Annotated in this window: 22 protein-coding genes; 12 read left to right on the top strand and 10 right to left on the bottom strand. The window is 50.3% G+C overall.

Going from position 1 to position 20523, the window contains the following annotated elements; all coding sequences use genetic code 11:
- Positions 1-18 precede the first annotated feature (18 nt).
- The 4 genes from ccmL to HCG48_RS09060 all read right to left on the bottom strand — a co-directional run bounded on the left by ccmL (position 19) and on the right by HCG48_RS09060 (position 1486).
- Entirely contained in the window at positions 19-327 is a 309-nt protein-coding gene (gene ccmL / locus HCG48_RS09075) for a beta-carboxysome shell vertex protein CcmL (protein ID WP_168568868.1), read from the bottom strand.
- Between the two features lie 3 nt (positions 328-330).
- Positions 331-672: a carbon dioxide-concentrating mechanism protein CcmK gene (locus HCG48_RS09070; RefSeq protein WP_168568867.1), complete on the bottom strand. Its 342-nt coding sequence runs from the start codon at positions 670-672 to the stop codon at positions 331-333.
- An 88-nt stretch (positions 673-760) separates the two neighbouring features.
- Positions 761-1072 (bottom strand): carbon dioxide-concentrating mechanism protein CcmK, encoded by a 312-nt coding sequence (locus HCG48_RS09065; protein WP_168568866.1) that lies wholly within the window; start codon positions 1070-1072, stop codon positions 761-763.
- A gap of 102 nt (positions 1073-1174) precedes the next feature.
- Positions 1175-1486: a carbon dioxide-concentrating mechanism protein CcmK gene (locus HCG48_RS09060; RefSeq protein WP_168568865.1), complete on the bottom strand. Its 312-nt coding sequence runs from the start codon at positions 1484-1486 to the stop codon at positions 1175-1177.
- Between the two features lie 673 nt (positions 1487-2159).
- Here HCG48_RS09060 and HCG48_RS09055 point away from each other — a divergent pair.
- From HCG48_RS09055 to HCG48_RS09045, 3 genes are all read left to right on the top strand, one after another.
- Positions 2160-4016: an NAD(P)H-quinone oxidoreductase subunit F gene (locus tag HCG48_RS09055; protein WP_168568864.1), complete on the top strand. Its 1857-nt coding sequence runs from the start codon at positions 2160-2162 to the stop codon at positions 4014-4016.
- Between the two features lie 77 nt (positions 4017-4093).
- Positions 4094-5605 carry an NADH-quinone oxidoreductase subunit M gene (locus HCG48_RS09050; RefSeq protein ID WP_168568863.1) on the top strand — a complete coding sequence of 504 codons (1512 nt, stop codon included), beginning with the start codon at positions 4094-4096 and terminating at the stop codon, positions 5603-5605.
- A gap of 214 nt (positions 5606-5819) precedes the next feature.
- Positions 5820-7001 carry a CO2 hydration protein CupB gene (locus HCG48_RS09045; protein WP_168568862.1) on the top strand — a complete coding sequence of 394 codons (1182 nt, stop codon included), beginning with the start codon at positions 5820-5822 and terminating at the stop codon, positions 6999-7001.
- A 98-nt stretch (positions 7002-7099) separates the two neighbouring features.
- Here HCG48_RS09045 and HCG48_RS09040 read toward each other — a convergent pair whose 3' ends face one another.
- The 4 genes from HCG48_RS09040 to HCG48_RS09025 form a co-directional block, all read right to left on the bottom strand.
- A complete protein-coding gene (locus HCG48_RS09040; RefSeq protein ID WP_246259996.1) occupies positions 7100-8185 on the bottom strand; it encodes an NAD(P)H-dependent flavin oxidoreductase in 1086 nt (361 codons plus the stop codon).
- Positions 8186-8424: 239 nt separating this feature from the next.
- Positions 8425-8763: a rhodanese-like domain-containing protein gene (locus HCG48_RS09035; protein WP_168568861.1), complete on the bottom strand. Its 339-nt coding sequence runs from the start codon at positions 8761-8763 to the stop codon at positions 8425-8427.
- A gap of 170 nt (positions 8764-8933) precedes the next feature.
- Entirely contained in the window at positions 8934-9494 is a 561-nt protein-coding gene (locus HCG48_RS09030) for a DUF2808 domain-containing protein (RefSeq protein WP_168568860.1), read from the bottom strand.
- A 183-nt stretch (positions 9495-9677) separates the two neighbouring features.
- Positions 9678-10094, bottom strand: coding sequence for an SCP-2 sterol transfer family protein (locus tag HCG48_RS09025; protein WP_168568859.1), 417 nt, complete (start codon positions 10092-10094; stop codon positions 9678-9680).
- An 884-nt stretch (positions 10095-10978) separates the two neighbouring features.
- Here HCG48_RS09025 and HCG48_RS09020 point away from each other — a divergent pair.
- Both HCG48_RS09020 and HCG48_RS09015 read left to right on the top strand, forming a co-directional pair.
- Positions 10979-12193, top strand: a complete 1215-nt coding sequence (locus tag HCG48_RS09020) for an RNA-guided endonuclease InsQ/TnpB family protein (RefSeq protein WP_168568858.1) — start codon at positions 10979-10981, stop codon at positions 12191-12193.
- A 17-nt stretch (positions 12194-12210) separates the two neighbouring features.
- On the top strand, positions 12211-12576 hold the full coding sequence (locus HCG48_RS09015) for a DUF1818 family protein (RefSeq protein WP_168568857.1): 366 nt from the start codon (positions 12211-12213) through the stop codon (positions 12574-12576).
- Here HCG48_RS09015 and HCG48_RS26445 read toward each other — a convergent pair.
- Complete coding sequence (locus HCG48_RS26445; RefSeq protein ID WP_281362101.1) at positions 12573-12698, bottom strand: hypothetical protein; 126 nt, start codon at positions 12696-12698, stop codon at positions 12573-12575. The genes HCG48_RS09015 and HCG48_RS26445 overlap by 4 nt on opposite strands.
- Between HCG48_RS26445 and HCG48_RS09010 the strand changes: the two genes are divergently transcribed.
- The gene (locus tag HCG48_RS09010) at positions 12697-14067 is read left to right on the top strand and encodes a tetratricopeptide repeat protein (RefSeq protein WP_168568856.1); all 1371 of its coding nucleotides are present in this window, start codon (positions 12697-12699) and stop codon (positions 14065-14067) included. The genes HCG48_RS26445 and HCG48_RS09010 overlap by 2 nt on opposite strands.
- Positions 14068-14523: 456 nt before the next feature.
- Positions 14524-14730: a glycogen debranching protein gene (locus HCG48_RS09005; protein WP_168568855.1), complete on the top strand. Its 207-nt coding sequence runs from the start codon at positions 14524-14526 to the stop codon at positions 14728-14730.
- Between the two features lie 25 nt (positions 14731-14755).
- Here the strand turns inward: HCG48_RS09005 and HCG48_RS09000 are convergent, their stop codons facing one another.
- Complete coding sequence (locus HCG48_RS09000) at positions 14756-15832, bottom strand: potassium channel family protein (protein ID WP_168568854.1); 1077 nt, start codon at positions 15830-15832, stop codon at positions 14756-14758.
- A gap of 85 nt (positions 15833-15917) precedes the next feature.
- Between HCG48_RS09000 and HCG48_RS08995 the strand changes: the two genes are divergently transcribed.
- The 5 genes from HCG48_RS08995 to HCG48_RS08980 all read left to right on the top strand — a co-directional run bounded on the left by HCG48_RS08995 (position 15918) and on the right by HCG48_RS08980 (position 20508).
- On the top strand, positions 15918-16817 hold the full coding sequence (locus HCG48_RS08995; RefSeq protein ID WP_168568853.1) for a DUF6065 family protein: 900 nt from the start codon (positions 15918-15920) through the stop codon (positions 16815-16817).
- 166 nt (positions 16818-16983) lie between these two features.
- On the top strand, positions 16984-18210 hold the full coding sequence (locus HCG48_RS08990; RefSeq protein WP_168568852.1) for an RNA-guided endonuclease TnpB family protein: 1227 nt from the start codon (positions 16984-16986) through the stop codon (positions 18208-18210).
- Between the two features lie 292 nt (positions 18211-18502).
- Positions 18503-19012, top strand: coding sequence for a helix-turn-helix domain-containing protein (locus HCG48_RS25935; protein ID WP_246259995.1), 510 nt, complete (start codon positions 18503-18505; stop codon positions 19010-19012).
- 14 nt (positions 19013-19026) lie between these two features.
- Positions 19027-19800: an RNA-guided endonuclease InsQ/TnpB family protein gene (locus HCG48_RS25930; protein WP_246259993.1), complete on the top strand. Its 774-nt coding sequence runs from the start codon at positions 19027-19029 to the stop codon at positions 19798-19800.
- A gap of 507 nt (positions 19801-20307) precedes the next feature.
- On the top strand, positions 20308-20508 hold the full coding sequence (locus tag HCG48_RS08980; protein ID WP_168568851.1) for a hypothetical protein: 201 nt from the start codon (positions 20308-20310) through the stop codon (positions 20506-20508).
- Positions 20509-20523 lie beyond the last annotated feature (15 nt).

Raw genomic sequence — 20523 nt, 5'->3', positions numbered from 1 at the left:
GACAACTGACCGAGACAACTAACGGTACTGGTCTTTTTTGCTATATAGGGTCTGATTTTCGACGGTCACCGTATCGACGATCGCCACGACGGTTGCATCGACGGGACGCTCTTGAGACGATCCGAAAACTTGGCGGGCGGCACTCCCTCGGGTGACGAGTACCCATTCGTCTACCCCAGCTCCTACGCCACTGTCGGCAGCGACCTCGTAGTCGGGCAGCAGTTGCCCGTTTTCGTCGAGCAGTTGCAATAAGAGCAGTTTGACTCCTCGCAAACTCGGTTCTTTTTGCGTGCTGACGACGGTGCCGCGAACTTTAGCCAGTTGCATGAATTACGGTCGATTCATCGGTCGAATTCCGGCGGTACTCTCGCGAAACTGCTCTACAGCTTCGGTGTACCGAATCGGTAGGACGTATTCGAGGTTTTCGTGGGGACGCGCGATAATATGGGTGGACGCGACTTGTCCGCCGTTGACTCGGTTGACGTTTTCGATTCCGGCAGCGACGGAGGCTTGCACTTCGGAGACGTCGCCACGCACGATCACGGTGACGCGGGCGCTCCCAATTTTTTCATAGCCGACCAAGGTAACCCGGGCGGCTTTCACCATCGCATCGGCAGCTTCGACGACGGCGGGAAACCCGAGGGTTTCGATCATGCCAACAGCGATTGACATCCGTAATAACTCCCAAATTTAATGTTGGTTTGCGTTGGTTTGCGTTTGACTCGTGCGATCGCGTTTGAGGGGCGATCGCCTCTCAAGGTTAGTAACTGCGGAATTGTTCGACGGATTCGGTATATCGAATCGGCAGCACGTATTCGAGGTTTTCGTGGGGACGGGCGATGATGTGGGTGGACGCCACTTGACCCCCATTGACCCGCTTGACGTTTTCGACTCCGGCAGCGACGGAGGCTTGCACTTCCGACACGTCGCCGCGCACGATTACGGTCACGCGACCGCTTCCAATTTTTTCGTATCCGACTAAGGTGACGCGGGCCGCTTTGACCATCGCATCTGCCGCTTCCACGACGGCGGGAAATCCAATCGTTTCGATCATGCCGACGGCAATAGACATTTTCCTGACTCCCAAATGAATTGTTTCAACAAGATTTTATGGTGAGATCGCCCACTTTTAACAAAATATCGATCGCTCGGATCGATGGGTATCGAACTCGATCTAGTAGGTTCGGAACTGCTCGACAGCTTCGGTGTACCGAATCGGCAGGACGTATTCGAGGTTCTCGTGAGGACGGGCGATAATGTGGGTAGATACAACTTCTCCGCCGTTGACCCGCTTGACGTTTTCGACTCCGGCAGCGACGGAGGCTTGCACTTCCGACACGTCGCCGCGCACGATTACCGTGACCCGGGCGCTCCCGATTTTCTCATATCCGACTAACGTGACGCGAGCGGCTTTGACCATCGCATCTGCCGCTTCTACGACGGCGGGAAACCCCTTGGTTTCAATCATTCCCACGGCGATTGGCATCTGTTTTGTCTCCTGTTAGGATGAGTCGAATTAATAGCATGAAGCTGTCGAGAAAATTTTGACGGGAATTCCCAGTTTTTCTCGCTTTATAAAAGCTTTCAGTGTTCCTCTATCCAGAATAGGTGAAGCTTGTATCTCTTGACAATATAAATAAATATCATGTTGACAAATTAAAGTCATTAACAAAACTAATATCTTAATTAAAATTAATAATTTATTCATAAAATCGACGTACTTGAGGGACGATCGCCGACCCGGGGATCCTCGCCGATCGCGGCGTCAGGGAAGCGGCTGGACGACGGGTGGGAGAGGAAAAGCGACGGCGAGCGATCGCCCCCGAGATCGGGACGGGGATCGAATCGATCTCCCGGGAAAATCTGCCTCAAGAGTCGTGCAATCGGGACGGGCGATCGGCGAGTTCCCCTAGGTAATGATGCTCTCGGCGATCGTCAAATTTCAAAAAAAGTGACCCGAGCGATTTATCATTTCTCTAGTCTTCCCGTTATTGGTTTTAGCAATAAAACCCTTAAGCTAAGATTAACCAAAACCTTTTTGCGGGTAGATTTTCCTCGAATTCTATCCGTTTGTTCCAGAGAAATAGAACGATCTACCTCCCGATCGAGGAGGAAGAAACGATGATATTTAACCGCAGATAATTACCAGGAAAATTTCGATGAATGAATTTCTCCTCCAAACGAGTTGGTGGATTCCTATATACGGATCGATTGGAGCCGTCTTAACCTTACCGTGGTCTATGGGTATCGTGCGTCGGACCGGGCCGCGTCCCGCGACCTACTTCAACCTCCTGACCACATTACTCGCCTTCGTCCACGGCCTATTTCTATTTAGAAGTACCTGGGGTCAAGCCCCACAACAGTTAGTCTTTCACTGGCTTACCGTTGCCGATTTAGACTTATCTTTGAGCTTTGAAATTTCCCAAGTCAGTACCGGGGCAATGGAACTGGTGACGGGCTTGAGTTTAATCGCCCAACTCTACGCCCTCGGCTACATGGAAAAAGATTGGGCATTAGCCCGTTTCTTTGGGATGATGGGCTTTTTTGAAGGGGCAATGAGTGGCTTGGCGATTAGTAACTCCCTGTTTCTCAGCTACGCCTTGCTCGAAATGCTCACCCTGTCCACCTACCTAATCGTCGGCTTCTGGTACGCCCAGCCCTTAGTGGTCACGGCGGCCCGGGATGCCTTTCTCACCAAGCGCGTCGGCGATATCTTGCTGCTGATGGGGGTCGTCAGTCTCTCGGCCCTGTCCGGTAGCATGAGCTTTTCCGGCTTGGAGGCGTGGTCGGAGACCCAGCAACTGTCTCCCTTAACCGCGAACTTGCTCGGATTGGCCTTAATTGCCGGACCGATCGGCAAATGCGCCCAATTTCCCTTACACCTGTGGCTGGACGAAGCGATGGAAGGGCCCAACCCGGCATCGGTGCTGCGAAATTCCCTGGTGGTCTCCTGTGGCGCTTACGTGCTGATTAAATTGCAGCCGATTTTAGCCCTATCTCCCTTAGCCTCGACTACGGCGATCGTCTTGGGGACGCTGACGGCGATCGGGGCGTCCTTGGTGGCGATCGCCCAAATCGATATCAAACGCACCCTTTCCCACTCCACCAGCGCCTATTTCGGCTTAGTCTTCATCGCGATCGGAATGCAGCACGTCGATATCGCCTTGCTGCTCATCCTCACCCACGCCCTCGCCAAAGCCCTGCTCTTCATCAGCACCGGATCGGTCATCCTAACCACCAACAACCAAAACATCACCGAAATGGGCGGTTTGTGGTCCCGGATGCCCGCCACGACGATCGCCTTCGTCGTCGGCGTCGCCGGATCGATCGACCTATTCCCCTTGGGCATGTTCTGGGTCTTGCGGCGCTGGGTCAACGGCTTCTGGAGTGTGCCGTGGTGGTTAGTCGCGGTCTTAGTCATCGTCAACGGCTTAACCGCCTTTAACCTAACCCGCGTTTTTACCCTCGTCTTCTTGGGCAAACGACAAGCCAAAACCCGCCGCGCCCCCGAGGTCGGCTGGCCGATGGCCTTGCCCCTCGTCTCCCTCACCATTGCCACCTTACTCGTTCCGGTGATGTTGCAACATTGGCAATTCTTGCTCAGTTGGACCGGACCGTGGGCGCGAACCGGACCGGACCCGGCACTATTTTCCGTTCCCTTACTAGTTCTCTCCGGCGTCGTCGGCTGCGTCGTCGGCGGGGCGATCTACATGTCCCCGAGTTGGCCGAAACCCGTGCAGTTGCCGTGGCCTGCGGTGCAGAACTTGTTGGCCTACGACTTTTACATCGATCGCCTCTATCACCTGACCGTCGTCTTCGCCGTCGAGCAGTTTTCTAAAATCACTGCCTGGATCGATCGCTATTTCGTCGATGGTCTGGTCAACTTAGTCGGCTTTGCCACGATTTTTAGCGGTCAGGGCTTGAAATATACCGTTCCGGGTCGTTCTCAACTCTACGTCCTGACCATCCTCGTCGGGATTAGCGTTTTGGGGCTGCTGATGAGCTGGTTGTTATAAATCCGATCCATCTTCTCCATCCTCACCCCCCCCGAACCTCCCTCGCCGATCGATTTGGATAAGGAGTTTGACCGTCGATGCTCACTTTGTTAATTGCTTTGCCCATTCTCGGGGCAATCGCGATCGGGCTTTTCCCCGCAAAACCCACCTCCAACCGCTTTCGCCAGTTGGCCTTAGCCACGGCGATCGCCGTCTTCCTATGGACCGTATTGCTCACGACTCAATTTGACTTGAATCAAGTCGGATTGCAATTTGAACAGTCCCTCTCCTGGATCCCTTCCTTGGGATTGAGCTACCGCCTCGGCTTGGATGGCATTTCCCTGCCCTTAGTGCTGTTAAACGGCCTGTTAAGTGCGATCGCCATCTACAGCACGTCGCGCTCCATAACCCGCCCCCGCCTGTACTACGCCCTCGTTTTACTCCTGATGGCGGGAGTTTACGGCGCCTTTCTCGCCCAAGATCTGCTGCTGTTCTTCCTCTTTTACGAAATCGAACTCATTCCCCTCTATTTACTGATCGCCATCTGGGGAGGCAAACGACGCGGTTACGCCGCCACCAAATTTTTAATCTATACCGCCCTTTCCGGCATCTTAATTCTCGCCGCCTTCCTCGGCTTAGTCTGGTTGGGCGGATCGAGTAGTTTTGCTTACCAACCCTTCGCCGGAAACCATTTACCCCTGACGACTCAACTCGTGCTACTGGGTGCCTTACTCGTCGGCTTCGGCATCAAAATCCCAGTGGTTCCCTTCCACACCTGGTTACCCGACGCCCACGTCGAAGCCTCGACCCCGATTTCGGTCCTCCTGGCGGGAGTCCTGCTCAAATTGGGGACTTACGGCTTATTGCGTTTCGGTTACGGCTTGTTTCCCGAAGCGTGGCATTATGTAGCCCCCGCTTTGGCCAGTTGGGCCGTGGTCAGCGTCCTCTACGGGGCCTTAAGCGCGATCGCCCAAACCGATATGAAAAAAATGGTCGCCTACAGTTCGATCGCCCACATGGGCTACATCCTGCTCGCCGTCGCCGCCGCCACCCCCATTAGCTTGCTCGCTGCCGTGTTCCAAATGATCGCCCACGGCTTAATCTCCGCCTTACTGTTCTTACTCGTCGGTATTATTTACCGCAAAGCCGGAACCCGCGATCTCAGTGTCTTGACCGGATTGCTCAACCCCGAACGCGGTTTACCCGTGATCGGCAGTTTGATGGTTCTCGGAGTGATGGCGAGTGCGGGAATTCCGGGCATGGCCGGATTTATCGCCGAATTTTTGGTCTTTCGCGGCAGTTTCACCGAGTTTCCCGTACAAACTTTGCTCTCGATGGTCGGTACGGGATTGACCGCCGTCTATTTCTTGCTGTTAATTAACCGAGCCTTTTTCGGTCGCTTGTCTGACGTGGTGGTCAATTTGCCCCCGGTTCAGTGGGACGATCGCATTCCGGCGATCGTTCTGGCGGTGTTTATCGTCATTCTCGGTTTACTCCCGAGTCCCTTGGTGGATTTGACGGAAAACCAAACCACTGCCCTGACGCGATCCCCCTCAACCTTCTCCGTTTCGGCCCTCTCCCCGGATCCTCCCGGAACCGTAGGACCGTAAGCGCGATCGCCAAAACTTTACCCCAATTGACCGTAGAGTTTTGGCGCGATCGCCCGCTCCCCCTCTCTTTGGCTTGAGCGGTGCGTGCTAAGGTCAAAATAGATAAAATTTAAGCAAAACTCCGCGCTTAACTGGCTCCTTTCCCCTGATTCCCCACTTATTCATACCCATTCACAGCAATTCGCAACATTTATAAATTGAGGGTGAAATTTCGATGACCCGTACCGCATTTAAACCATCCAATCATCCCCTAGCTGCTTATATCGAACGCCTGGAAGCAGGCGGCGACTTACTTCCGGACAGCCCGGAAAACCTCGTCGAAGTCGTCGGCATTTTAAAAAGTTATGGCGTCGTCCTCGATGCCTATTCCAAGAACTTAATTTATATCGCCGACCATCAATTTTTAGTCTTCTTTCCCTTTTTTAAATACTTCAACGGCGACATTAACCCCACCAAGTTGCTGCGCCACTGGTGGCACGATCGCATCAACTACGAATACGCCGAATATGTCATGAAAGTGATGATGTGGCACGGCGGCGGCGGTCTCGACGACTATCTCGATACCGAGGAATTCCAACAGTTAGCCGAACGAGCCATTCGCGCTAAATTCAAATTCAACCCCGCCATCTCAGCCATTCACGCCATTTTCCCCGATTTCTTGCCCGAGTACGTGCGGCAGTCGTGCTACTATAGCGCACTCGGTCAATTCTGGCGGGTGATGAGCGATATTTTTCTCACCCTCTCCGACCGCTACGATGCCGGAGAGATTCAATCGATTCCCGAAGTCGTCCAATATATCCTCGATGGTTTGGTCGCCGCCGCCAGCAAGCCGATTACCTATGGGGTCAAGATCGGCGATCGCCGTTACGACATCCTCCCCAAATCTGCCGGGTTGACCTTTTTAATGGATACCGCCGTCCCTTATGTCGATACGATTTTCTTCCGGGGTACCCCTTTCCCGGGGACGGTTTCTTATAACGCCCAAGCCCATCAAATCCCCTATTTTCAACGGGATTTCGCTTATGGTGCCTTGTATGCCGATCCCTTGCCGACTGGGGGCGCGGGCATTCCGCCGACGTTGTTGATGCAAGATATGCGCCACTATTTGCCGGATTATCTGCACGAAGTTTACCGGACTAACTGCCGGGGTGAAGATGACATCCGGGTGCAAATCTGTCAGAGTTTCCAAAAATCGATGTTCTGCGTGACGACCGCCGCGATTAAAGGCTTGGCTCCCCATCCCCTGACGACGACCGACCCGGAAGAACACGAAGCCAATCGCCAGTATTTAGAAACCTGGATGGATCGTTTTATCACTTCGCGCCTGGAAATGGTCAACCAACGGACCGAACGCGCCTGTCAACTGTTTCCCGAACCGTCGGAAAAAACCAAATAAATTCAACGAAATCAATATATCAATCTAGGGGCGAACAATTTTTCTGGTTCGCCCCTAGATTATCTTGCGATCGACCGCTCTCTTTTTCGATCGATCCCCTAACTGGCGACTAATTGGGCCATCACTTCGGCGACGGGGACGATTTTTCGAGCGCGTCCGGCGTTGCTTCCGGCGAAGATCAAGCCGTTTTCGATGTCGCCGCGCGCGGCGCGATCGAGGGCCTGCACGATACAATAGGTCTGGCGCCGATCGCGACAGGCGCACACTTGCAGGCAGTTCGCCAGACATTTTGTCTCTAATTCGTCGGAATGGGCGATCGCTTTTTCGACGAACGGATTTTTTAAGGCCCGTCCGGGTAAGCCGACGGGAGAGGGAACGATAACCACGTCTTCCGGACGGGCCCGACAGTGGAATTCTTTATAGCGCACGTCGGCATCGCATTCGTCGGTGGTGATAAAGCGCGTGCCGATTTGCACCCCCGCCGCACCTAGTGCGATCGCGCGATCGATGTCGCCGCGATCCCAGATTCCTCCCGCCGCGATGACGGGAATGGGGCGATCGTATTCGCTGTTGAGAAATTCGATTAACTCGGGGATGACGCGATCGGCGTCGAGGGCGGGATCGTAGAGTTCTTCGTATTTTGCGCCTAAGTGACCGCCTGCGGTATTGGGATTTTCAACGACGAAGGCATCCGGGAGGCGATCGTAAAGCCGTTCCCACTTGCGACAGATGACTTTCGCCGCCCGGGTGGAGGAGACGATCGGCACGAGGGCAACGTCGGGATAGTCTTTTGTATATTTCGGCAGGTGAATGGGCAATCCCGCCCCTGAGATAATCAAATTGACACCGCGTTCCGCCGCCGTTCTCACTAATGTTTCGTAATCTCGGGCGACGACCATCGCGTTAATCCCGAGAATGCCGTCCGGACTGAGGGCGCGGGCTTGGTTTAATTCGTCGATTAATGCTAACCGATTGGCTTCAAAAAAATTCCCTTTTTTCTGTTGGCGATCGTAGTAGGGCGAGTTCAGTCCCAATCCGACTGCTGAAACAATCCCAATTCCTCCAGCATTCGCGACGGCTGCGGCGAGATTGGCTCCTGAAATTCTAATCCCCATACCGCCTTGGACGATCGGATAGCGGGCGGTATGTCGGCCTATTTGAAGAGGGGGTAAAGAGGTCATCATCTGTTTTGAGAACGGTTAATTTTGTCTTGATTTCAATGCGTCATTGATGAGGAAAACCCCTTGTCTCGAAAAGCAGAAACAAGAGGTTTTTGGCTGTTAGAGAGGGAGAAATTTGAGGGGATTTAGAGTTGAGAGTTTAGATTTTAGATGGAGGGAAGGGGGAATTAGAATGGGCGACCCTCTTCCCTTTTACTTTTTGCCTACTCCCTACTCCCCTTCCTCTGGCCTTTTGCCTCTTTCTAAGCTTCACTTCTGCCTTGCTTGAGGCCATATCCAGATTGTTGCCAGCCCATACATCCACCTTGCAAGTTGTAGACTTTTTGATAGCCTTGGGCGACGAGCCAGTGACCGAGGGCGGCGCTACGGGCGCCGGACATGCAAGTGACGACGATCGCCCGATCTTTGGGGAGTTCTTGGAGAATGCGATCGCGGCTCATACGTTTGGCGCCGGGAATGTGACCGAAGAGATATTCTAAAAATCCACGCGCGTCGATAATTTCTAATTGCTGTTTACGGGATTTTAATTGAGAGGGGGTCAGGGTTTTCAGGGTTGCCTTGCGTTTTTTGGTTTGAGCCATGAGTTGCCGATTCTCCTATTTGCAAGTTGAATGAGAGTTTGGACTTAAAATCGATCTGAAATCTGAGGAAGACTGAGAATATTTAGGATAGCTTTTACGAAGCTAATACTGTCAAGACTTCCCCCTATTCTCCCTCGATCGGGGGAGGTCTTTAGTCGTGGGCTTTTCTGTTAGCTGCCACCGTCTAAGGATAATTGGTGTAAGCCTAAGAATTGACCGCGAACTTGTTCGCCTTCGGGAAAAGCGGTGACGCCAAAGAGATAGAAACCATCTAATTCGGGATTGCGATCGGTGTGCAGGCGAATGGTGACTTTCTCGCCGGGTTCGATCGCGCGATCGAAGGAAAATGTCCAAGAGCGATCGTTATTGGGATCTGAATTCATTCGTTCGAGGGCAATTTTTCTCCCCCCGCGTCCGCCTTCGCAGGCGACGGAAGCATCGAAGTTAAAGTCGAGTGCTTCGGCTCCTTCGGGTTGGGTGATGGTCACTTGTTTGAGCGCTTCTCCCGCACTTTCGGGAACTTCGAGGGTGAAGTAATAGTTTGAGGGAACGCTCGCACAAGGATGATTGGCGGAGAGTGAGACAAAACGCGGCGGGGCTTCAAAGGCGATCGTGCCGTCAGGCAGTTCTACTGCACTCGCAGGGGTGGCGATCGCGCCGAGACTGCCTAAGCCAATCGCTAGGGTTGCCAAAAGGGAAGAGGGGGAAAATAAACGGGTTAAGCGTTGCATTGAATTTACCTTTCTTTTTGCTTGTTGATTTAACTATATACCTAAATGGTTATGTATGTAAATCTGTATTTTTGCTTATTTTGGCAATTAATGGAATCTTTTCAAAAAAGAACAGAGAGGCGCCAACTGTCCCCCCTGTTCGCTCGGACTCAGAGGTAGAATCGCTCTTTTTAGAGGTAGGAGTTAGCTGACACTTGAGTGAGTTGAAACTTGTCCCATCACGGCAAAACTTTTGACAAATGGTCCGGCCATGCGCGGATCTTTAATCATGGCGCCGTAGTCGCCTACGGGAAAGACTATATTGCGCTTCATATAGGCCATACTCAGACCCATCATATTTAATCCTTGAGAAAGCCATTTTTCCCAGCTTTCTCGGGAAGCGCGTAAATCCCAATTCAGTGTTTGACCGTCGTAGCTTCCGGCATTCACTGCTTTTCCGTTGACAATTTCAATAAAGCCAGTGGGGCGATCGCTATCTTTAAATCCATAGCCGATAATAGAATTAAAATTGATTTTAGCTAGAGAGCTGGTGAGTTCTTCATCGGCATTCCACGCTTCTTTAAATTGCTCCATCCATTGGGTAGAAAACAAATCTGACATCGATAATGCTCCTAATTTGAATTTACGAAACTCCGGCTAAGTTTGGCTAAAATTAGCCGATTGAATCTAAAAATTGGGTTTTCAATATTTTTGCAAACTCCCAATTTTTAGGGGCGATCGCCGTTGCAGTTCAAAGGGGTTGTGGCCGATCGCAGTTTAGTTAAAATCGCAAAAGCTTGAGGGATTTTTTAGAGAGAAAAAGGGGGAAGCGATCGCGATATTGGCATCAAATTAAGTTGTTTGTGAGGATGCGGACTAACCCAAATATCATTGGGTAGGGGGGTAGCCGAGGGGGAATGAAACAGTCCGAATCCAAACGTAAAAACAACCAGTAAGACATCGACTATGAGAAAAACCGATAGTAGTTGTCTGATTTGACGCCACACGATCGCTCACCTCTAGGTTCTAAATCAGTTAGGAGTTTGACGTTCTGGAAGGGGGTATACAACCAGAACGTCATTGCAGACTGGGCTTTCCACTCGGATTGTCCTTGTGGTCGATTCGAGTGGACGTGGCGATCGCGCCTCGCCCAGCGATCGATGGGTGCGGACTCTCTAACTCTACTCAAACATAACTATATAGTTGTTTTACGAATAAGTCAAGTAAGAAAGTCAATTTTCTCTCAAAGCTATGTCAGTGCTGGTTCGTGGCGATCGGGCAGGGGGGATCGGGTTCGGGTCACGGTACGCTAGATCCGAAAAAATAGGAAAGGGTTAACCACAGAAGCCGAAAACTTACCCAATCTTACTCAATCTCACTCAAATCGTGAGAAATTCCCGTAGCATTGACCAATATTTCTAGAAACTGAATTGTTAATAAAGTCATCAGTGGTGGTAAAATTAGCTCTAGTTAGGCGCCATTGGTAGCGTAGAGCATTTAATTCCATGTTATTAGGGTTTAAAACACAACTTAAAGTTAATCTGACTCAACGACAAAAACTCGCTCGTCATGCGGGAGTGGCGCGTCATGCTTACAATTGGGGTCACGGGTTGTGTTTAGGAATTTTATCACATAATGCCGCTTGTCGTCCCGATGAAAAAATCAAATTTCCCACAGCTATTGACTTACATAAGTGGTTAAATAAGTTAGTAAAACCAGAGAATCTGTGGTATTACGAAGTTTCTAAGTGTGTCCCTCAATACGCTCTCAGACATCTCGCCCAGGCGTGGCAAGATTGCTTTAAAAAAAAGAAATCTAGACCTAAATTCAAGAAAAAAGGTAGACAAGACAGCTTTACTCTAGATGGAACCATAAAAATATTATCTGAAAATAAAATTCAGGTTCCTGTCATTGGAATTCTGAAAACTTATGAAAGATTATCGGGAAATTATCAACCCAAAAATGTGACGATTAGTCGAGAGGCAGATCGCTGGTTTATTTCGTTTAAAATAGATGTCAACGTGACCCCCACCGAGAAGAAAACAGATGTAGTGGGGATAGATTTGGGGATAAAAGCGCTTGCCACCTTATCAACGGGAGTAAGTATAGAAGGAATAAAAGCATATAAAAAGTATTCAAATAAACTAGCTAGACTCCAAAGACAAGTTAGCCGAAAAAGTCTCGGCTCTGCCAATCGAAAAAAGTCCCAGCTTCAAGTCCAAAAACTCCATCGGAGAATCGCTAATCTCAGAAAAGATACGTTACATAAGTTGACCTTACAATCATGCAAGAACCACGCCGTTAATGTGATAGAAAACTTAAACGGATCGGGCATGATGGCCAATCATAAACTAGCTAAATCTATCGCCGATATGGGGTTTTATGAATTCCGACGACAGATGGAATATAAGAGCCAAATATATGGGTCACAATTAATAATCGTAGACAGATTTTATCCATCTAGTAAAATCTGTTCTAATTGTGGAAGCATTAAAGACTCATTACTCTTATCAGAAAGACTGTTTGGTTGCGACCATTGTCATCTCAAAATAGACAGAGATTTAAACGCAGCTAAAAATCTGGAAAAAATAGGTCGAGCTACGGCCAAATTAACGCCTGTGGACAAGAGCGAGCCGACTCCCTTGGTAGAAGCAGGAAGTAAAATCGACTCAAACGTATTGTTCATCAAGCTTTCAGACTTGATGGGTAAGTTTGGGTAAGTTGTATCTAGCGGTCGATGGAGAAAATTCTCAAAAGTGGCGAAGGCTGGCGGTTGGGGTGGAATCCGCAAGCGGAAATCTATCGAGGTTTAGTGGGAAGTGACGATTGGGCGATCGAATTGAGTGAAAGTGAGTTAGACGATTTTTGTCGGTTGCTCAATCAGTTGGCGACCACGATGGCGCAAATGGCTGAGGAGTTGATGGAGGAAGAACGGATCGCTTGTGAAGCGCAAAGCGATTTATTGTGGATGGAGGTTGAAGGCTATCCGGAGGCTTACAGCTTGCGCTTTATTCTCAATGAAGGGCGACGGGGTGAGGGGTTTTGGCCCGCCCGGGTAGTTCCGGAGTTGATTGCGGCGGCGCGAGTGCTGAAAGTCTTTTAAATCCGAGGGAGGGCGATCGCACGGTGAGTGCGAAGTCCGATCGCCCCGGGAAAGCCAGACGCGCACAGAACCGAGCCACCTCCTAAAATGATTGAAGGAATAGTGCCAGAGGGTGAATTCATGGTCAAGGGGATTTGGCAAAAGTGGTTGGGGAGTGGGAACAGTAAGCCCCCTCGCCGACAACCAGAGGAAACGACAGCAACGCCTGCGAGTCCGCCCCCACCTTTGGAAGCAGAAGATTACGAATTACTGTTTCGACAGATTCGCGAAGGAATGATGACGGGATGGGATCGATCGCGCGTCGTTCAATTTTTCGAGGTGCTCGGGTCTCGGGGGGACGATCGCCTCTGGGCCGAGTGGTTGAGAGGGTACGGCGATCGCCTGTTGGCGCAAAACTCGTCAAGTCGAGAACTGGCCGTCGTTTTAACCCGTTTGGGTCAGATGCAAATCGGCGAATTCAGCAAAGTGGCGATTAGTATTGGCAGCCAGTTACTCGAACGGCAGATGGGGGTACAGACGCCACCCCCTCCACCCGTAGCGCCACCCCCGCCGCCGCCTGCAACGTCGGCAACCCCTTCGGCGACGGAAGCGGGGGAAGATTTGCAACAGGAAAGTTCGGAACCTCCGGTGTCAGAATCGGGGATATCGGAACATGAAGTTTCGGAACATGAAGTTTCCGAACATGAAGTTTCGGACTCTCAAGTGGCTTTGAGTCCAGACGAGTATTTCCAAAAAGGGAACGAACAAGTCAGCCAACAAGATTGGGAAGGGGCGATCGCATCGTATCGTAAAGCGATCGAAATCAAGCCGGATTTTGGGGCGGCGTGGATTAATCTCGGTGGGGTGCATTTTTACGCGCAACAGTATCCGGAAGCGTTGGAAGCCTTCGATCGCGCTACTGCTTTTGCCGCAGACAATCCCAGTTTGTGGTTCAATCACGGTTTTACTTTATCGATGCTCAATCGACCGATCGAGGCGATCGAATCTTATAAAAAGGCGATCGAACTCAAGGGAGATTTTATCCAAGCGTGGCAGCATCGCGGGATCGAACTGTCGAAACTGCACCGCCATGAAGAGGCGATCGCCTGTTATGAAAAAGCGATTCAAATTAAGCCCGATTTTGCCGAAGGCTGGACCGGACGGGGCAATGCGTTAATGCAATTGGAACGCTACGAAGAAGCCACGACCTGTTACGATCGAGCGATTCAATCCCAATCGAATTATGTGGAAGCTTGGTTTAATCGGGGCTTGGTGTTGATGCAGCAACAGAAACCGCAAGAGGCGATCGCCTCTTTTGAACAAGTGGCGCAGTTGCAACCGCAAAACGATCGCGCCTGGATTAATGTTGGCTTAATTTATCTGAGTCTTCAGAACTACGATCGCGCGATCGCTGCCTTCGACACGGTGTTACAACTGCGACCTAACGACCCGGATGCGATCGCCTTGCGCGAACAAGCCCTCAAACAAAAAGAGCGCAATCCCGATGCTTAAACTACAGCTTTAACCGATCGAAATTGACGATCCAGGCGGGTGAACTTGCCCGTCTGCGATCGTTTCGATCGATGAATCGACAAATTAACGATCGCTAGAGTAGGAAATTGGCCCATTTTGAGCGAGCGCGGGTCTGAGTTAAGAGATTGGCCGCTTATGGGGACATTTTTTCAGGAGTTTGCGATCGTCCGCGAGGGAGGCGATCGCTCTTATTTGAAAAAATAAAACTTCAATTGTTTCTATAGCAATCCTCAATAATTTTTAACCCAAATAGAGAGCAAGATGCTCCCACTCCCAAGGGGTTGAGGGGGGTAACCCCGACTCATCCGATTTAAGAATACTATATCAATACCATCGAGTTTCTTTTGTTAAAGATCGTGTTTTTCCCTTGATTCATTGCCATCAATCAACGTATAAAATAAATGAATAAACTCTCAAAACTAAGGAGCTTTTAGGATGACCATCTGGGTGAACGAGCAAGTCGATCCGTCGGGGATGATTTACGCTTGCATCGCTTGTTCCGACGAACAGCAAGCCCAAAAATGCCATCAAGAGTTTTTAGAAAACCTCAGCGACGAACAAAAACAAACGGGCTGGATTGCCCGTATGAGAACGGTGAGTTCTTGGGATGAAGTTCCGGTCAGCGCGTTGAAACTGTCCTGAAACAAGGCCATGACAGGCGATCGCCTCACGGTTGGGGTGGAAACTTGCGCGGGAGGCGCGGCGTTTTCGCCTTCAGAGGGCTGAGAATCTGATTGAGGCGGCGAAGCTGCTGGGCCGTCCCCATACAAATGAGCGTATCGCCGGGTAACACCATCGTGTCTGCTGTCGGACCGCCGATCAGGTTGCCGTCGCTGCGGCGAATCGCGAGAACCAACGCCCCCGATCGCGATCGCAGGCGCGTATCGGCGAGAGTTTGACCTTCACAGGGACAGGCGCCGGGTTCGATGCGAAACTCTTCGAGATAGAACGCGCGATCGGCCCCGGTAATAATCCCATCGACAAAATCCATCACCTGGGGTCGCAACGCCGCCGCCGCCATCCGCCGACCTCCGGTAATGTAAGGAGAAATGACCGCATCGGCGCCGCCACGCTGAAGTTTTTGCACCGCTTCCTCGCTATTGGCGCGGGCGATCGACCGGATTTTCGGATTGAGAGTTTTCGCCGAAATCACCGTATAGAGATTTTCCGCATCCGAAGGCATCGCCGTCACCAAGCACAAGGCGCGATCGATCCCGACCTTCATCAACGTTGCATCTAAAGTAGCATCCGCCTGAATCGTGATATAGCCGAGGTCTTGGGCGATTTGAATCTGTTCCGGATCGGTATCGATCACCACAAACGGAATATTTTCCGCACTGAACTCATAGGCGATCTGACGCCCGGTGCGACCGAAACCACAAAGGATGTAATGATTGGAGAGAGTGTCTAACAAGCGTTGTTGCTGTCTCAAACGCAGTCCATCTTGAAAGTATCCCTGAATCAGGGCTTCTGTAAAGCGGTTGACGATGTAACCGATACTGACCAGACCCATCGCAATCAGCGACACCGTAAACAAGCGACCCCGTTCGCCGAGGGGGTGGACTTCCATATAGCCGACCGTCGAGAGGGTAATCGCCGTCATGTACGCCGCGTCCGACAGCTTCCAACCTTCCACCAACCAGTACCACAAGGTTCCAATTAATAGGACTCCGGCGAGTCCCACCCCTCCGGCGAGTAATTCATTGCGTATGCGTCGGTATTTTTTCTGAAAATTAGAATACAAGGATTTTGAGGGGGGTCTCAGTGAAACCTAGTCGCTTAGTTTACCATGGGTATCAATGCGATCGAATGGGTAGTGGAGAACTATTTTGGCCGAACCGAATCAAACCATACATATCACCCTACCGCCGTTGAAAATTACCCTTAAAGACGGCCAGCAAGCAACATTGGAGTGGCAACCGCAAGCCCAGAATCCTCCTGCGCCAGCGCCATCGCCAGAGGATCGAAGTCGGTATGAAATTAAAGCCTATCCGATTAGTTCGACGGAAGGCTGGACGATCGAACCTGCACCGCCACGGCGGGAATGGATGGACCGGATCCCTCACGGGTTTGCTTATCGTTGTTTGCCTTTAGTGATGGCGAATCAGATGGGTTGGATCGTGCGGTGTCCGACGGACTTCGAGGCGGTCTGGAATGGACAAATGCATTATCTCAATTCGATCGCCATCCGGTTTAAGGAAGAAGGGACGCCCTACGAAAAATTGATTGCCTCTCACTTTGGTTCGGGGATTCTCACCTTTTCCCTGCCGTGGCTGTTTCGGACGCCGCCGGGAATTGGGTTGATGGTACGCGGGGCGACGAATTTCTTCAAATTCAATGCGGCGCCTTTGGACGGGGCGATCGAAACCGACTGGTCCCCTTACAGCTTTACGATGAATTGGAAGATCGTCGAAAAAGATATTCCGGTTAAGTTTAGCAAAGGGGATCCGATTTGCATGTTGGTTCCCTATCCGATGGATTTACTCGAACGCTTCGATGCGGGGTTTGTCTCGATGGAAAGCGACCCGAAATTGAAGCAAGATTATTATCAGTGGCATCAATCGCGCAATTCATTCAACCAGCGCCGCGATCGCACTCCCCTAGAATGGCAGAAAAACTATTATGGCGGCAAAGGACCCGACAATACCCCAGCGCCGAATCATCGCACGTCATTTAAGTTATCCCGATTCGATCGATCGAAACCGTCGCCCCAGGAAGGGGAAAGCTGAGTCGGGAGTCCGTAGCGCGCTCGTCAGACCCGCTACCGGGCAACTTTTCACCCCTATTTAACAATGGGAGCGGGAATTCCCCGATTCTACCGAAGGTGAATCGTGGGATGAAAGCGACTCTTCGGCAAATCAGTGATAATCTTATCATCTGGCTATATCGGCGATAATGTTCAAGGCGTACAAATACCGCATCTATCCAACCCCCGAGCAACAAGCGACTTTAGCCAAGAGCTTTGGTTGCTGTCGTTGGTATTGGAACTATGCGTTAAATTTGTGCCAAGAGACTTATCGAGCGACCGGAAAAGGCTTGTCAAGGGGTGATCTTCAGGGATTATTACCTGCCCTCAAAAAGGAATACCCTTGGCTTAAAGAAGATGTCTATTCCCAATGCTTGCAAGTCGTGGCGTTGAACTTATCAACCGCTTATCGAAACTTCTTTGAGAAACGGGCAAAATTACCCCGATTCAAATCCAAGCAGGGAAGGCAATCTATCAGTTATCCTCAAAATGTTAAGTTTGAGGGAAATTACATCAAACTGCCTAAAGTTGGGTTAGTGCGTTGTCGTCAGCATCGAAGTTTTGAGGGAAAAATCAAAACTGTAACCCTCTCCAAAAATCCAGATGGTAAATATTATGTTTCAGTTTTGGTGGAGGGTAGAGAAGAACCTCCCTTTCCCTCAACTGAAGGAAAAGCAATTGGCATTGATTTAGGGCTGACCGATTTTGCGATTACCAGTGAGGGGTCGAAATACAATAATCCCAAGTATTTTGATAAACACGCGCGAAACCTAAAAAGAAAACAGCAAAAACACGCTCGAAAAAGGAAAGGCAGCAACAACCACAATAAATCGCGGGTAAAAGTTGCCAAGATTCACGCCAAAATAAGTCGCTGTCGTGAAGATTTTCTCCACAAGCTATCCCGTAAGATAGTGAACGAAAACCAAGTGATTGTGGTCGAATCCCCCCTAACCCCCCTTAATAAGGGGGGAACTAAAGGGGGGATAGGCATGGTTCGCCATCACAAACTCGCCAAAGCGATTAGTGATGTCGGTTGGGGGATGTTTTGTACGATGTTAAAGTACAAGGCCGAATCAGAAGGAAAAGTTTATCTAGAAGTCGATCGATTTTTTCCTTCTTCTAAAACCTGCCATGTATGTCTCAATCAAATCAAAAGCTTGTCTCTTGATGCGAGAAGCTGGACTTGCGAACATTGCCAAACCCATCATGACAGGGATATCAATGCCGCCATCAATCTCAAAAATGAAGGCTTACGGATATTAGAGTTAGGAACTCGCTCTACTGCCCTTGGAGGGGATGTAAGACGAGGTGGTAGAACTTCAGTTCTATCTAGCGCAGTCCCCAGTGAAGAGGGAAGCCGCTATTGTAATCTTTAATTCAATAGCGGTAGTTCACGTTGAGTGGCAATTTAGGAAAAAATTGCCTATTTTATGGTTATTTATCTTAGCTTTTGGTACATTACTCGCACCGATCGGGCAAAAAATGCCGTTTTTAACTTTTGAGGGGTTCGGGGAGCTATAAGTCCCGCGCTGTATGCGAAGCATCAGCGTCGGGATACATGGACTCCCCTTGAAAAGTCTCATCCCCACCCTACGGGAAGGGCCAAGCCCTACGATGGGGATGAGACCAGCATTTACAGGCAGCTATAGCCTTTGGTAAACTCCGGCTATGCTGACCATGAACTACACCTACCGAATCTATCCAGATGCCTTGCAGCAGACTGAACTGCGATCGTGGCTTGAGACGTGCACAGGCGTATATAACTACGCGTTGCGCGAACCCAAAGACTGGATTGCTTCGCGTAAGTGTTCGGTAGACCGATGCTCGTTGGAAAAGGAATACATCATTCCCGCCGATGAGCCATTCCCGTCTTACCATCGTCAGCAGAACAACCTGCCCAAAGCAAAGAAGCCATTCCCGCACTTGGGCAAGGTGCATTCTCAGGTGTTGCAGACTACGATTCGTAGACTGCAACACCTGAGAAGTCTTTCGGAAGCGGGGATATGGATTCCCTCGTTTCAAAAAGTTCGGTCAATTCAAATCCTTTGTGTTTCCCCAATTCAAGAACAATCCCATCAATGGCTTCACAATCAAATTGCCAAAGATCGGGGAAGTACCCATCAACCTGCATCCCCCCTTCGCCCCCCTTTCAAAGGGGGGTTGGGGGGATACAGGTAAGGGTATTGTCCAGGGTGCGAGGAACACAATGGTATGTCGTCGTCACCATAGAATCGGATATATCGGTTCCCGATGTCCCGGTTCATGGTCGGGCGATTGGGATTGACCTGGGATTGGAGCGATTCTTGACCGCTTCCGATCGCTCTTTCCAAGAACACCCTAAGTTTTTCAAGTCGATGCAACGCAAGCTGAAATTGCTGCAACGCAGAGCAGCACGAAAACAGAAGGGTTCTCAAAACTGGGAGAAAGCACAAGTCGAAGTGGCTAGAATGCACCATCGGATTGCGAACCGTCGTAAAGATTTCCATCTGAAAACGGCTCATCAGCTTTGCGATCGGGCGCAAACTATCTTTGCAGAAGATCTCAACGTCACGGGGTTGACGAGAGCAATGCTGCGAACAGATTGTGTTGATGCCGCCTTCGGACAATTCTTGTCTCTGACGGAATGGGTTTGCTGGAAGCGTGGGGTCTACTTTGGTAAAGTCAATCCCAACGGCACCAGTCAAACCTGTCCATCCTGCCTTGCTACGGTGAGCAAGGGGTTGGAAGTCAGAGAGCATCATTGTCCTGAGTGTGGGTATCGAACGCATCGCGATACGCCTTCGGCGTCGCTACGCGAACGTGCTGTAGCAGAGATGGTTTTGCATCGTGGACAAGAAAACGTAGTATCCCAGGGACTCTGGGGAACGGAAACCTCCTGTCAAGTCGGTCTGTCGGGGGTCTATGACCTAGATAAGTGGCGTGGGGCCCGAACACCCAATCGTGAGGCTGGGAAGCCCGCGCTGTAATCTTTGATTCAGCGTCGGGAGGATGTCATGAAATTAGATCCGATCTCATGAGTAATATCGAACAGGGTAAATCCGGACTTCCTCGTTTTTATGTTGACGTGCGCGATCGATAAGGGACTTTACGTCGAGCTGTATTGAGTGAAGCTCGTCAAAGCGATATGCCCCAGGATTGGACTTGTGAATGGGTTACTTTTTGGGCTCGGTCTGATTTTGATTGTGAAGCAATCATTAAGATGGAGTATCGGAACCATCTAATGGGTCTGATTAGATTTGCCATATATCCTTACCCCTGTGACGAGCCAGAATTTGTCTATATTCATAATGTCGAATCTCAAATAACACAAACACGTTGAGTAGATCCAGTAGGTTTTTGGTTGCTCTGGTATGCCTGTAAGACTGCCTTAGAGTATTGTTCTGGAGATGAGTCAGAATCCATCGTTTTGTTGGATTCTCTAGAAGATGCTATCCCTTACTATCGAGATCAAGGTAAAATGGAAGGTATCGGTTATGCTTTCAGGTTTACAAAGGAAGGCGCGCGCGAATTTTGTCAACGACAAGAAAATACCTTTGGGATTCCAGCCGAATTCTAGGGAAGACTGGATGGAAGATTTTAGCGATCGCTTTACGATCGCCGGGAGTCCCACCGACATAAATCACCAAGAATTTTATGACTATTTGAAACATCGTACCGATCGAGACTCGAAGTAGATCGTCAAAACCATA

It is taken from the genome of Oxynema aestuarii AP17 (genome assembly GCF_012295525.1).
Lineage (GTDB): Bacteria > Cyanobacteriota > Cyanobacteriia > Cyanobacteriales > Laspinemataceae > Oxynema > Oxynema aestuarii.
The sequence above is the reverse complement of the archived record's forward strand: the minus strand, read 5'-3'. Positions and strand labels throughout refer to the sequence as shown.

What these genes read in the sequence shown, in the direction of transcription:
- HCG48_RS09005 (WP_168568855.1), top strand. Translation starts at nt 14,524, where the DNA reads ATGACCATCTGGGTGAACGAGCAAGTCGATCCGTCGGGGATGATTTAC.
- HCG48_RS09040 (WP_246259996.1), bottom strand. Translation starts at nt 8,185, where the DNA reads ATGATGACCTCTTTACCCCCTCTTCAAATAGGCCGACATACCGCCCGC.
- HCG48_RS08990 (WP_168568852.1), top strand. Translation starts at nt 16,984, where the DNA reads ATGTTCAAGGCGTACAAATACCGCATCTATCCAACCCCCGAGCAACAA.
- HCG48_RS09025 (WP_168568859.1), bottom strand. Translation starts at nt 10,094, where the DNA reads ATGTCAGATTTGTTTTCTACCCAATGGATGGAGCAATTTAAAGAAGCG.
- HCG48_RS09015 (WP_168568857.1), top strand. Translation starts at nt 12,211, where the DNA reads ATGGAGAAAATTCTCAAAAGTGGCGAAGGCTGGCGGTTGGGGTGGAAT.
- HCG48_RS26445 (WP_281362101.1), bottom strand. Translation starts at nt 12,698, where the DNA reads ATGAATTCACCCTCTGGCACTATTCCTTCAATCATTTTAGGAGGTGGC.
- HCG48_RS09055 (WP_168568864.1), top strand. Translation starts at nt 2,160, where the DNA reads ATGAATGAATTTCTCCTCCAAACGAGTTGGTGGATTCCTATATACGGA.
- HCG48_RS09065 (WP_168568866.1), bottom strand. Translation starts at nt 1,072, where the DNA reads ATGTCTATTGCCGTCGGCATGATCGAAACGATTGGATTTCCCGCCGTC.
- HCG48_RS09020 (WP_168568858.1), top strand. Translation starts at nt 10,979, where the DNA reads ATGTTATTAGGGTTTAAAACACAACTTAAAGTTAATCTGACTCAACGA.
- HCG48_RS09030 (WP_168568860.1), bottom strand. Translation starts at nt 9,494, where the DNA reads ATGCAACGCTTAACCCGTTTATTTTCCCCCTCTTCCCTTTTGGCAACC.
- HCG48_RS25935 (WP_246259995.1), top strand. Translation starts at nt 18,503, where the DNA reads ATGCTGACCATGAACTACACCTACCGAATCTATCCAGATGCCTTGCAG.
- ccmL (WP_168568868.1), bottom strand. Translation starts at nt 327, where the DNA reads ATGCAACTGGCTAAAGTTCGCGGCACCGTCGTCAGCACGCAAAAAGAA.
- HCG48_RS08980 (WP_168568851.1), top strand. Translation starts at nt 20,308, where the DNA reads ATGCTTTCAGGTTTACAAAGGAAGGCGCGCGCGAATTTTGTCAACGAC.
- HCG48_RS09010 (WP_168568856.1), top strand. Translation starts at nt 12,697, where the DNA reads ATGGTCAAGGGGATTTGGCAAAAGTGGTTGGGGAGTGGGAACAGTAAG.
- HCG48_RS09050 (WP_168568863.1), top strand. Translation starts at nt 4,094, where the DNA reads ATGCTCACTTTGTTAATTGCTTTGCCCATTCTCGGGGCAATCGCGATC.
- HCG48_RS09045 (WP_168568862.1), top strand. Translation starts at nt 5,820, where the DNA reads ATGACCCGTACCGCATTTAAACCATCCAATCATCCCCTAGCTGCTTAT.
- HCG48_RS09035 (WP_168568861.1), bottom strand. Translation starts at nt 8,763, where the DNA reads ATGGCTCAAACCAAAAAACGCAAGGCAACCCTGAAAACCCTGACCCCC.
- HCG48_RS09060 (WP_168568865.1), bottom strand. Translation starts at nt 1,486, where the DNA reads ATGCCAATCGCCGTGGGAATGATTGAAACCAAGGGGTTTCCCGCCGTC.
- HCG48_RS09070 (WP_168568867.1), bottom strand. Translation starts at nt 672, where the DNA reads ATGTCAATCGCTGTTGGCATGATCGAAACCCTCGGGTTTCCCGCCGTC.